A 12103-nucleotide genomic window follows, 5' to 3' on the forward strand; every position below is an offset into this window, starting at 1 on the left:
TGTGCCCAAATGTTTTTCGCCGGTTAACCAAACTACAAGGACCTCACCACACGTCAAGCCAAACTAATCCCTGATGGCCCGCAATGCGGGCCATTTCTTCATTGGCTTCCCCTTCAAAACCCACCGCCGTGGCAGGGGTGGGAGGGGCAGGTCACGCCAAGCGGGGTGACGGGACGTGAAACAGGGGGACATGTGCCGCCCCTCGCAGGTCACGTTGGCAAGCTTGAGACTTCGATCAGAATGGGGCCATTGACCCGGATCAGTCAGCCCGGTTTCGCGATGAAGAATCAATCCTCCTCACCACTCAACCGTCACTGCGCAGCACCCGGAAATCGGGTTATTGCCCAGCGTCGTTAGAACTCATAAATGCAAGAACTCCCACACTCAGCAATCCTCAACAGACAGGAGTCCAGCGAGCTGGCGGTCAAGCACTTTGCAAAGCAATCGGCACTACTCGCTGATCTTGCAAACTATGGATCAAACCTGGTAATCAGGGCGTATGACTCCAGCCCAAAGAAGATGGCTGAAATTGTAGTTTGTGGCGTCCTGTTGAAACAAGTCGTTGCCATGGTTGACGCAACTCAAGTTCTACTTGAGGCAGGCGCAAGTCACGCGGCATTTCTACCCGCGCGTGCGGCGTGGGAAGCTTCCGTCTATCTGGACTGGATCCTGTTTAGTAACAGTGAAAGAAAGGCTACCTGCTACATTGTTGGAAACTTTCGCGACGAGCGATTTTGGATTGCAAGAGTCACCCCTGGCACGACAGAGCAGGCTGCATTTGCAGCGATTTCGAAAAGCATAGGCGTTGATGTCCACGCAAATCATCCAAATCTATCCGACGACGCCGCGACACACCTAATAGAAGTGAACCGGGTATTGGCGCAACCGGATCTGATAGCTATTGATTTGGAGTTCGACAGGCTGCGAGGCCGAAGAAAGCGCGATCCAGAGTGGTATGAACTTGAGGGAGTCAAATCAATTCGCCAGATCGCTGAACAGGTTGGTCGATTGGCGGAGTACGAGGCCTTCTATTCGAAGGGCTCGCAGGTAACTCACTCTGGCACGTACAAAGATCATGTTCGCTTCGCGAATGGACAGGTAAGGTTTAAGCCAATTAGACACCTTGAATCGATTAATCTATTGCTGAACTTCATAGTCTGTGTGGCTGTTGGCACATACAAGCACGTCTTGCAGAATTACAGGCCCGGCGAACTACCTGCATTTCAGCGGAAATATATTGAGGACTGGAGAGAACCTTTTCAGAATGTACAGCCGCTAAAGTATGAGTTCTAACCATTCACTCAACCGGAACCATTGCCGCATACCGCAACGGTCCGGTTAGCTCAAACGTTGAACTAAACCGCTGACGCGGTGACTGCTCTTGTGGCGGCCACCGCGTTTTGCGTTGTGGGCGGGCAGACTTGCGCCGCAGGCGCAGCTCGACTGCGGTCAGAATCGGCAGCCACTTCCCTTGCGCCTCATGCCAAGCTTTCCCGGCCTTCCCCTTCACACCAGCCGTCTGGTGCTGCGGCCGCTCGCAGCGTCAGACGCCGCTGCGGTGTTTGCGATCTTCTCGGACGCGGAAGTCATGCGGTACTGGAGTTCACCGCCGTGGACTTCGATGGAGCAAGCGCAGGCCTTCATCGAAAGCGACTTGCAGGGGCTCGCAAGCGGGCAGCATTTGCGCTTGGGCATGGTGAGGCAGGCCGATGGTGAGCTCATCGGGCAGTGCGCCATCTTCGGCATGGTTCCCAGTTCCCGCCGAGCCGAGATGGGCTACAGCCTTGCGCGCCATGCCTGGGGTTGCGGCTACGCGGTGGAAGCATTGCAGGCGCTGCTGGGCTATGGCTTTGAAAGCCTGAACCTCAACCGCATTGAAGCCGATATCGACCCCCGCAACACACGCTCGGCCAAGGCCCTCGCACGGCTCGGGTTCGCCAAGGAAGGCTATATGCCTGAACGCTGGTTGGTGGGCGGCGAAGTCTCGGACACCGAGTTCTACGGCCTGCTGCGGCGCGATTGGCAGGCAGCGGCGCGCGGGGGCTGATTTCCTGGTTTGCCCGGACAACACGCTTCACCAGGCCCTGCCGTGGCGCGCTTATGCTGCGCCCCCATGAACACAACACCCCCACTCGACGGCCTGCTGCTGCGCGCGGGCTGTGCGGCGGACGCGCTGCCCCTTTCTGTGCTGGCCATGCAGGTGTTTTTGGACACCTATTGCAAAGAGGGCATCAACGCCTCTATTGCGCGCCATGTGCTGGAGACTTACACCGAGGCCAGCTACGCGCAGGCGCTGGCCGACCCGCAGCAGCGCCTGGTGGTGGCTGAGCGCCAGGGCCTGTTGCTGGGGTTTGGGCAGGTCACCCTCAACACGCCGCAAGCGCTGGTGCCCGCAGGCACGCAGGCCGAGCTGCTGCGCCTCTATGTGCAAGAGCCCTTCACCGGCGCCAAGCTGGGCACGGCCTTGCTGGCCGAAGCCGAGCGGGCTGCTGCCCAAGCGGGCAGCACGGTGCTGTGGCTCACGCCCTGGGTTCACAACCAGCGCGCACGCGCCTTCTACGCCCGGCGCGGCTACACCGACCACGGCCTCACGCACTTCATCATCGACGGCCAGGCGCATGAGAACCGCGTGCTGGCCAAGGAGCTGCAGGCGCGGTAGTGCGCGCCTGCAGCTGCGCGCCTCACTTCACCCGGTACTGCAGGTTGAGCGTGAAGGCGCGGCCGCGCGGGTCGCTGTCGGCGGGGTTGTAGCCCGAGATGAAGTGGTAGGCCTGGTTGGAGAAGGGCGGCGCGGTGTTGGCCAGGTTTTTCACGCCCGCGCGCAGGGTCAGTGCGGGGCTGAGGGCCACGGCGGCGCTCAGGTCCCACAGCGAGTAGGCGCGCACGCGGTTGCGCGCCACCACGCTGCCGCTGTTGGTGTCGATGGCGTTGTTCTGGTCTTCGTAGCCGCTGATGTATTGGTTGCTCAGCGCGGCACTCCATTGCTGCCAGTGCCAGTCCAGGCTCAGGCGGTGGCGCCAGCGTTGCACGGCGCCGTCGGTCACGAAGCGGCCCAGGTTGCTGATGTAGGGGTCGCCGTTGCCGGTTTGGCGCTCGGAGCGCAGCATGTAGGTGCTCTGCAGGCTCAGGCCGAATTGGCCCGCGCCGGTGCTGAGTTCGCGCAGCTGCAGCGCCAGGTCCAGGCCCGAGGCTTTGTGGCGGCCGCGGTTTTCCTTGCGCAGCTCGATGAAGCAGATGGAGTTGTCCGTGGCGTCGTAGTCGCAGCCCGCCAGGCCTTCGTTTTCGCTGTAGCGGTGCACCAGCGGTTCGTATTTGGCGAGGTTGGCGAGGATGACGTCGTCGCCCAGGGTGCTGATGAGGTCGCGCTTGGTGATGGCCCAGTAGTCCAGGCTGCCGCTGAAGTGCCGCCCGGCCTCAAACACCAGGCCCAGCGAGCCCTGCACGGAGCGCTCGGGCTTGAGCTTGGGGTTGGCGTAGGTGCGGGTTTCCCAGTTGTCGGCGCACACGCCCAGGTCGTTGTCGTTCTCGGCGCAGTAGACCGGGTCGGCCAGCGTGGCGGTGGTGCTCACGCGCACGGGGCGGTGCAGGTCGTTGACGGTGGGGGCGCGAAAGCCCGTGCCCACCGCGCCGCGCAGCAGCAGCGCACGGCTGGGCTGCCAGCGCAGGCTGAGCTTGGGCGTGCTGCTGCTGCCCACGTCTTGGTAGCGGTCGTGGCGCAGGGCCAGGCCCAGCTCCAGCTCGCGCGTCAGCGGTGCGGAGAGCTCGCTCCACAGCGCCCAGGCGCGGCGGCTGTACTGGGTGGTCTGGGCGTCGCCGGGCGTGCTGTCGCCCAGGATGTTGTCCGACAGCAGCAGGTCTGAGGCCCAGGAGCGTGTGCTCTCGCGGCGCAGCTCCGCGCCCAGCGCCAGCATCAGGTCCCCCCCGGCGAGCTGGGTCAGGGCGCGGCTGAATTTGGCGTCCACGCTGCTGAGCGTGCCGCGGGCCTGGCGCACGTTGTTGTTCACCTGGGCCTGGGCCAGCAGGGCGCGGCCCGCGTCGCTGTTGGGGCCAAAGGGGTTGAGCGTGCCGTTCAAGAAGCCGGCCATGACCTGGTCGTAGAGCAGGTAGCCCGCGCCGTCGCGCTCGTCCACGCGGTTGCGGCTGTGGTTGATGGCGCTGTCGTAGTCCCAGCCCGCAAAGCTGCCGCGCGCGCCCAGCACCAGGCGCTGGCCGCTGGAGCTCAGCTCGCTGTGGCGCCGCCCGGCCTCCAGCAGCCGCGTGCGCACCACCACGGTGGCCTCGGGGTCGCCCTGGTCCAGCCCGGTGGCGGCCAGCCGCGGGATGAGGGCGATGGGCACATCGGCATCGACGCGGTTGCTGGTGCTGACATAGGCCGTGCGCGCCTGGGCGTGGCTGAACTCGGCAAAGAGCTGGTGTTCGGGCGTGAGCTGCGCCACCGCGCGCAGCAGGCCGCTGTATTTGCGGCTCTCGGGGTAGAGCTCCACATCGCGCATGTAGTCGTAGGTGCAGGCGTCCACGCCGCCGATGCCGTCGGGCAGGTAGAGGCTGTGCGGCGCCTGGCACTGGGGCGCGGCGAGGTTGATGGTGCGCCCGGCAATGGTCTGGCCGGTGACGGCAAAGCCCTGCGCCTGCAGGTAGTCGCGCTGGTCGCGCGTCAGGCGGATGTTGCCGGGAAAGGTGGCCGAGCTCAGCAGGTGCGGCAGCCGCTCGGGAATGCGCAAATCGCTGATGAAGCGCCGCTGCGCGGTGCTGAGCGCGTCGTTTTGCTGCAGGTCCAGCACACCGAAGAGGTTGAAGCGGTCGCGCCCCAAATCGCCCGCGCCACCGGCCAGCGAGAGCGTGCGCCGCCCCGCGCCGCCCTCTTGCGTGCGGTAGGCATAGGCGTCCAGCTCCAGGCCCTGGTAGTCCTGGCGCGTGATGAAGTTGATGACCCCGCCGATGGCGTCTGAGCCGTACAGCGCCGAGGCGCCGTCCAGCAGCACTTCCACGCGCTGCACGGCCGCGGCCGGGATGTTGTTGAGGTCCACCGCGGCCTCGTCGCCGGGGGCGGCGAAGTTGGCCAGGCGCCGGCCATTGAGCAGCACCAGCGTGGAGCTGCTACCCAGGCCGCGCAGGTTGGCGGCGTTGAGGCCCATTTGGTCGCGCGCACCGCCGTTGGCAATGCTGGCGCCGTCGTTCAGGCCCTTGGCCCCGGCCGACAGCAGCGCCACGATGTCTGCCGCCGTGGTGGCCCCGGCCTTGGCAATGTCTTCGCGCGAGAGCACCTGCACCGGCAGCGCGCTTTCATCGGCCAGGCGCTTGATGGCCGTGCCGGTGACTTCCACGCGCTCCAGGCGCTGCCCCACCACGGGCGTGGCGCCGGGGCTGGTTTGTGCAACAGCGCTCTGCGCCAGGGCCCACAAAGCCCATGCCACGGGCGTCCAGGTCCAACATTGCTTCTGCGTCATTCTTGTGTCTCCCTCAGACAGGCAAGCCCGCCCCATGATGCGCAAGCCAGCGCGCACCACCACCCCCAAACAAAGGGGGCTGGCCCTCAAGGAGGGCCGGTGCCATCATGATCGCGGCCGGTAAAGCCATAACTCGAACAGCACTGAACGCGGGACATCATGACGGCGTTGACAACAGCATTTCTTGGCAGGCTGCGGCACGCCGCCCTGGGTTTGTGCGCCGCCACGCTCATGGGGCTGGCCGCTGCGGCCCCCGTGGCCCCACCGCTGCAGCCGCCAGCACCAGCACCCAAGGCCACCACAGACGCCCATGCCATCAAGGGCTACGCCATGCCCATCGGCGGCGCGCTCAAGGCCGACAACGACGAAGTCTGGAGCCGCCTGGTGCAGCTGGCCGGGGGCAAGGGCGCGCGCTTTGTGGTGTTTGGCACCGCCAGCGAAGACCCCGAATCCAGCGCGCGCCAGGTCATCGAGCAGCTGCAGCGCCGCGGCGCCGTGGCCGAGGCCCTGCCCGTGGCGCCCAAGCTGGGCTGGGTGGACCTGCACAAGGTGGTGCGCGACCCGGCCTTGATTGCCAAAGTCAGCCGCGCGCGCGGCGTGTTCTTCACCGGCGGCTCGCAAGAGCGCATCGTCGACGTGCTGCAGCCCGGCGGGCAAAGCACGCCCATGCTCGAAGCCATCTGGGAGGTCTACCGCAAAGGCGGCGTGGTGGCGGGCACATCGGCCGGTGCGGCGGTGATGAGCACGGTGATGTTCCGCGACGCGCCCAGCGTCATCAGCATCATGAAAGGGCGCTGGACCGAGGGCAAGCAAATCGACCGCGGGCTGGGCTTTGTCGGCCCCGAGCTGCTGATTGACCAGCACTTTCTCAAGCGCGGGCGCTTCGGGCGCATGATCCCGCTCATGCTGGCCAAGGGCTACACCCTGGGCCTCGGCGTGGAGGAGAACTCCGCGGCCATCGTGCACGGCGGCGAGGTGGAAGTCATAGGCGGCAAAGGCGCGCTGCTGGTGGACCTGAGCCAAAGCCACAGCGACCCGGCGCTGGGCGTGCTCAATGTGCAAGGCGCGCGCCTGAGCTACCTGGACCACGGCGACCGCTACCACCTCGCCAGCCGCACCGCCACGCCCTCGGCGCTGAAACTGCGCGGCGACAAGCTGCTGCCCGGCCAACCCGGCTACAAGCCCTACTACACCGAACCCATCTTCTACCAAGACATGCTGGGCGACTCAGCCATCAGCAACGCCATGGCCTATTTGCTGGACAGCGTGTTTGACGAAGTGCGCGGCATGGCCTTTGAGGGCGAGCCCCAGCCCGGCGCAGCCCTGGCCGACTTGGCCTTTGCGCTGCGCCTCTACAAAGGCCCCGGCTCGGTGGCCTGGAGCACCGACGAGCAAGGCCCCGAGGACTACACCGTGCTCAACGTCTACCTGGACATCGTGCCCATGCGCCTGGCCGCGCCGCTGTTCACGCGCTGGGTGCCCAGCCCGCAGGACCCGCCCGCGGCAGGCAGCCGCGGCGGCGTGGCCCCACCGGCCACACCAAACAGCCCCTGAGCAGCCCCTCAGCCCCACCCACCCTGCGGTGGCGGCGCAGAACTCGGCCCCTCGCCCGCAGCTCCCGCGGCTGACCAAGGCCTGCCACAGCCTCCTGCGCTGATGAAACCGTAGTGGCGAGCGTCCTCCCAGCTGCGGCTGTTCTCATCGTCGAAGGACACTTGGAACAGAAATCCTGATTCCACCGCCGTGAGAACTCCGGTCTCGACAGGTGAATCTTCGAGAAGTAGGATTTAATCCTATCCATTGAGAAGGATTTCACCATGCGAACCACCCAGCAAATGAGCATCACGCTGCCCAATGACATGGCGGACGTGGTGAAGTCCAAAGTGCGCAGCGGCGAATACGCCAGCGAAAGCGAAGTGATTCGTGACGGTCTGCGAGCGCTGATGGCGCGGGATCGCGCCGTAGAAGGCTGGCTGCTCAGCCAGGTTGGCCCAGCATATGACGCGCTGAAGGCGGACCCATCGCGCGCGGTCACCGCTGAGCAAGTACGCGCCCGCTTGGCTGCCGAGCACGCCAAGGCTCGATGAAATACCAAGTTGTCTTCAGCCCGGAAGCTCTGGATCAAATGGCGGAGCTCTACCGCTATATCGCACAGGCTGCGTCGCCTGACGTCGCGGCGCAATATGCCGAGGCCATCGTGAGTTACTGCGAAAGCCTTTGCACATTCCCCCTGCGTGGCACGCCACGCAATGATGTGCGACCAGGCCTGCGCATCACCCACTACAAGAAGCGGGCGGTCATCGCCTTCGATGTGGATGCTGGCGTCGTCTCGATCATTGGCGTCTTTTACGGCGGGCAAGACTACGAAGCCGTCTTGCGCGACGATGACACGGATCACTTCTAGACAAAAAGCCCCAGCGCTCATCGCACCTGGGGCTTTTGTTCAACCTGTCGCGGCACTCAGGCCGCGCAAGGGGATGGGTCAGAACGGGATATCGTCATCCATATCGTCAAAGCTCGTCGCCGGTTTGGGGGCGGGAGCTTGGCGAGGAGCGGGCGCGGCGCGGGGGGCGCTGCGGGGGGCGGGGGCGTTGCCGAAGTCGTCGCCGCCGTTGCCGGTGTCGCCACCGCGGCCGCGGCTGTAGCCGCCGCCACCGCCTTCATCGCCGCCGCCGTCGCGGCCGCCCAGCAGCTGCATTTGCTCGGCAATGATTTCAGTGGTGTATTGGTCGCGGCCTTCTTTGTCTTGCCACTTGCGGGTTTTGAGGCGGCCTTCAACGTAGACGGGGCGGCCTTTTTTCAGGTATTCGCCTGCAATTTCAGCCAAACGGTCGTAAAACACCACGCGGTGCCATTCGGTTTCTTCTTGGCGCTCGCCGCCTTCGCGGCTCTTCCAGTTGCGGGTGGTGGCCACCGACACATTGCACACGGCCGCACCGCTGGGGGTGTAGCGCAGTTCGGGGTCGCGCCCCAGGTTGCCGATGATGATGACTTTGTTGACCGAGGCCATGATGTGTGGGGCGCCAAGCGCGGATGGGCTGCACAGGACGCAAGCCTGAGAAAAGGCCTGCTCAAAGGCGGCCATTATGCCAAGCCCCCTTCTGCGCGGGGCTGGGGCTGCACCCCCGCACATACCCAGTTGCGCGGATTGGCCACGGCGCTCGGGCTGGGCCACGCTTTGCGGTAACACCGCACGGGGCCTGGCGCCTTGCGGGCTGTGGGGGGCCCGCAAGCGGCGGCGCGCTGGCTAAGGTGTGCAGGTGCCGGCGCAGTGCACCGGATGTCGCTCAGGAGTATGGCGATGAGCAGTGTTTCCACGCCGTCCACGGCAGCCCCCGCGCCCAACCCCATGTCGGCGTTGCGCGAGTTGCTGCAGTGGCAGGTCAGGCGCAGCGGCGCAGAGATTGCGCGCGCACGCGGCAGCTACCGCAACCCTTTCGCCCGCGAGCGGGCGCGGGTGCTGCACTCGCGGGTGTTTCGACACCTGCAGGCCAAGGAGATGTGGCCAGGGCTGGACGACGGTGCGGTGATGCGCACGCGCATGACGCTCACACTGGAAACGGCGCAGCTGGCGCGCGGCCTGATGCGGGCGCTGGAAGGCCTGCACAGCAAGGCCGAGCCCTGGCGCGCGCTGCTGCCAGACCCGAATTTGCTGGAGGCGGCGTCCTTCACGCGCGAGCTGGGGGCGCCGCCGCTGGGGCGCGGGGGCGAGCGCGCACTCAACCAGGCTTTGCACGAGGCGGGGGGCTTTGAGTCGGGGGCGCAGTCGCTGCGCCAGCTGGCCCGCACCGAGCCCTATTCAGAAGGCTTTGGCCTGGACCCCTCGCGCCGCTTGTTGCTGGCCAGCCTGATCAACCCGGCGCCCTGGCGCATGCTGTGCGGCGGCTGGATGAGCGCGCACGACCCCGATTCGGAAGACCAGATCGACTGGACCCCGCCCCGGGGCTATTACGACCAGGACGAGGAAATCGTGCGCTGGGCGCTGCTGCCCGCCTCCAGCGCCGACAGCCAGCGCCTGCTCAAGCCCGCGCTGGCGCCCAGCGCCACGGCGCACGGGCGCGCCGGGCGCAGCAGCTTTGATGCCAGCCTGGTGGTGTTGGCGCGGGCCATTGCACGCGGCGTGCACGAGCTGGAAGACGCCGTGCACCTGGGCCTAGTGCGGCGCGAGCACTGGAGCAGCATCAGCGCCGATGCGGGCTGGCGCGACGCCACGGGCCTGGGCGATATGCAGCAGCTGGCGGACCAGCTCTTCAGCTTCGGCGCGGTGAGCAAGCGCAGCTTTGGTGCGCTCATCAACGCCATGGTGGTGTCGGTGGACATTCACACCCAGGCGGATTTGGAAGAGCCCCTGCTGCGCTACAACGCCACCCTCATGCCCGAGGCCATGGACTTGCTCAACCAGCTGCTGGCGCTGCTGGAGCAGCATGTCTACCGCAGCGAGCGGCTGCTCAACGCCGAGGCGCGCGGCGCCACCGTGATGCAGGAGCTGTTTGAGGCCTACGCCGCCGACCCCTATGCCCTGCTGCCCAGCGACCAGCTGCAAACCATGGAGGCCGCGGCCACCGCGCACGAGCGCCTGCGTCTGGTGGCCGACCACCTGGCCTCGCTGGGCGACATCCAGCTGCTGCGCCAGCACCAGCGCTTGCTCGGCGGCTACGGTTAATGCCCCTGCGGCCGGGGGAGCGGTGGCGTCAGCGCGTACCATGCGCGCCTGACCCGAGCTTTTGGCCACCATCTTGCAGTCTCTCCCGCCCGACCGTTTCCGCCTCGATGCCGCCACGCCTGAGGGCGTGCTGCAAGACATTTTTGGCTACCCCCGCTTTCGCGGGCTGCAGGCCGAGGTGGTGGCGCAGGTCTGCCGCGGTGGGGACGCGCTGGTGCTCATGCCCACGGGCGGCGGCAAAAGCCTGTGCTACCAGGTGCCCGCCATCGTGCGCCAGCGCCGCGGCCTGGGCGTGACGGTGGTGGTCAGCCCGCTCATCGCGCTCATGCAAGACCAAGTCGGGGCGCTGGAAGAGGCGGGCGTGCATGCGGCTTTTCTGAACTCCACGCTCAGCACCGAGCAGGCCCAGCAGGTGGAGCGCGAGCTGCTCTCGGGCCGCCTCACCCTGCTCTACGCCGCGCCCGAGCGCATCAACACCCCGCGCTTTTTGGCGCAGCTGCAGTCGCTCTACGAACGCGGCCAGCTGGCGCTGTTTGCCATTGACGAAGCGCATTGCGTGAGCCAGTGGGGGCACGATTTCCGCAGCGAGTATTTGTCGCTGTCGCTGCTGCACGAGCGCTACCCCGAGGTGCCGCGCATCGCCCTGACCGCCACGGCCGATGCGCTCACGCGCGAGGACATGATCGAGCGCCTGGCGCTGCAGCAGGCCGAGGTCTATGTCGACTCCTTCGACCGGCCCAACATCCACTACACCATCGTCGAAAAAGGGGCGAGCCCGCGCGAGCAGCTGCTGCGCTTCATCCGCGATGAACACGAGGGTGCGGCCGGTGTGGTGTATTGCCAGAGCCGCCGCAAAGTCGACGACACCGCGCAGTGGCTGCAGTCCCAAGGCATCCCTGCCCTGCCCTACCACGCGGGCATGGACGCGACCCAGCGCAAGCAGCACCAAGACCGCTTCTTGCGCGAAGAAGGCCTGGTGATGGTGGCCACGGTGGCCTTTGGCATGGGCATTGACAAACCCGATGTGCGCTTTGTGGCGCACCTGGACCTGCCCAAAAACATCGAAGGCTATTACCAAGAAACCGGCCGCGCCGGGCGCGACGGCGCCCCCGCCCAGGCCTGGATGGCCTACGGCCTGGCCGATGTGGTGAACCAGCGCCGCATGATTGACGAGAGCCCTGCGGGCGACACCTTCAAGCAAGCCCAGCGCCGCAAGCTCGACGCCCTGCTGGCCCTGGCCGAAGCCACCGACTGCCGCCGCCAGCGCCTGCTGGGCTATTTTGGCGAGCAGCTGGCCCAGCCCTGCGGCCATTGCGACAACTGCGACCAGCCGCCCGACACCTGGGACGGCACCGAGGCCGCGCGCATGCTGCTGTCGTGCATCTACCGCTTTGAGCAGCACAGCGGCCAGCGCTTTGGTGCGGGCCACCTCATCGACGTGCTGCGCGGCAAAGACAGCGACAAAGTGCGCCAGTACCAGCACGACAGCCTCTCCACCTGGGGCATAGGCCGCAGCCTGAGCGAAGCGCAGTGGCGCGCCGTGCTGCGCCAGCTCATCGCGCTGGGCCATGTGCGCAGCGAGGGCGAATACAACACCCTGGTGCTGGAGCCCAGCGCACGCAGCGTGCTCAAGGGCGAGGTGGTGCTGCGCCTGCGCCATGCCAGCGAACCCACACGCGGCCGCCGCCGTGGCCCGCAAGCGCGCAGCGCCGAGGCGCTGGACCTGGACAACGCCGCACTCGCACGCTTTGAGGCGCTCAAGTCCTGGCGCGCCGAAGTGGCGCGCAGTCACGGCCTGCCCGCCTACGTCATCTTCCAAAACGTCACCCTGGCGGAGATGGCCCGCCAACACCCCAGCAGCGTCGAGCAGCTGGCGCAAATCAGCGGCGTGGGCAGCAAAAAGCTCGAAGCCTACGGCGCCGAAATCCTGCGCGTGCTCAGCCGCGACTGAAAGCCCACGCCCCACCCGCTCTCTGCGGCCCACCTGGGCCCC

General features: G+C 66.3%; 10 protein-coding genes. 8 read left to right on the top strand and 2 right to left on the bottom strand.

Features of this window, described 5'->3' with window-relative positions; all coding sequences use genetic code 11:
• Nucleotides 1-366 precede the first annotated feature (366 nt).
• The 3 genes from ACG0Z6_RS04205 to ACG0Z6_RS04215 all read left to right on the top strand — a co-directional run bounded on the left by ACG0Z6_RS04205 (nt 367) and on the right by ACG0Z6_RS04215 (nt 2659).
• Complete coding sequence (locus tag ACG0Z6_RS04205; RefSeq protein WP_394458847.1) at nt 367-1293, top strand: DUF5677 domain-containing protein; 927 nt, start codon at nt 367-369, stop codon at nt 1291-1293.
• A gap of 187 nt (nt 1294-1480) precedes the next feature.
• Nucleotides 1481-2047 (top strand): GNAT family N-acetyltransferase, encoded by a 567-nt coding sequence (locus ACG0Z6_RS04210; RefSeq protein ID WP_394458848.1) that lies wholly within the window; start codon nt 1481-1483, stop codon nt 2045-2047.
• Nucleotides 2048-2113: 66 nt separating this feature from the next.
• On the top strand, nt 2114-2659 hold the full coding sequence (locus ACG0Z6_RS04215) for a GNAT family N-acetyltransferase (protein ID WP_394458849.1): 546 nt from the start codon (nt 2114-2116) through the stop codon (nt 2657-2659).
• Between the two features lie 22 nt (nt 2660-2681).
• On the opposite strand, the gene ACG0Z6_RS04220 is transcribed toward ACG0Z6_RS04215, so the two are convergent.
• Entirely contained in the window at nt 2682-5447 is a 2766-nt protein-coding gene (locus tag ACG0Z6_RS04220) for a TonB-dependent receptor (protein WP_394458850.1), read from the bottom strand.
• Between the two features lie 159 nt (nt 5448-5606).
• Between ACG0Z6_RS04220 and ACG0Z6_RS04225 the strand changes: the two genes are divergently transcribed.
• From ACG0Z6_RS04225 to ACG0Z6_RS04235, 3 genes are all read left to right on the top strand, one after another.
• Nucleotides 5607-7001, top strand: a complete 1395-nt coding sequence (locus ACG0Z6_RS04225; protein ID WP_394458852.1) for a cyanophycinase — start codon at nt 5607-5609, stop codon at nt 6999-7001.
• A 263-nt stretch (nt 7002-7264) separates the two neighbouring features.
• On the top strand, nt 7265-7534 hold the full coding sequence (locus tag ACG0Z6_RS04230; RefSeq protein WP_394458853.1) for a ribbon-helix-helix domain-containing protein: 270 nt from the start codon (nt 7265-7267) through the stop codon (nt 7532-7534).
• Nucleotides 7531-7851 carry a type II toxin-antitoxin system RelE/ParE family toxin gene (locus ACG0Z6_RS04235; RefSeq protein ID WP_394458854.1) on the top strand — a complete coding sequence of 107 codons (321 nt, stop codon included), beginning with the start codon at nt 7531-7533 and terminating at the stop codon, nt 7849-7851. Before ACG0Z6_RS04230 ends, ACG0Z6_RS04235 begins: the two co-directional genes overlap by 4 nt.
• A 78-nt stretch (nt 7852-7929) precedes the next feature.
• Here ACG0Z6_RS04235 and ssb read toward each other — a convergent pair whose 3' ends face one another.
• A complete protein-coding gene (ssb, locus tag ACG0Z6_RS04240; RefSeq protein ID WP_394458855.1) occupies nt 7930-8457 on the bottom strand; it encodes a single-stranded DNA-binding protein in 528 nt (175 codons plus the stop codon).
• A gap of 291 nt (nt 8458-8748) precedes the next feature.
• Here ssb and dgt point away from each other — a divergent pair, with 291 nt between their 5' ends.
• Both dgt and recQ read left to right on the top strand, forming a co-directional pair.
• Nucleotides 8749-10110 carry a dGTP triphosphohydrolase gene (dgt, locus tag ACG0Z6_RS04245; protein ID WP_394458857.1) on the top strand — a complete coding sequence of 454 codons (1362 nt, stop codon included), beginning with the start codon at nt 8749-8751 and terminating at the stop codon, nt 10108-10110.
• 70 nt (nt 10111-10180) lie between these two features.
• Nucleotides 10181-12061 (top strand): DNA helicase RecQ, encoded by a 1881-nt coding sequence (recQ, locus tag ACG0Z6_RS04250; RefSeq protein WP_394459970.1) that lies wholly within the window; start codon nt 10181-10183, stop codon nt 12059-12061.
• Nucleotides 12062-12103 lie beyond the last annotated feature (42 nt).

The sequence above is a fragment of the Roseateles rivi genome (genome assembly GCF_043555845.1).
Taxonomy (GTDB): Bacteria; Pseudomonadota; Gammaproteobacteria; order Burkholderiales; family Burkholderiaceae_C; genus Roseateles; species Roseateles rivi.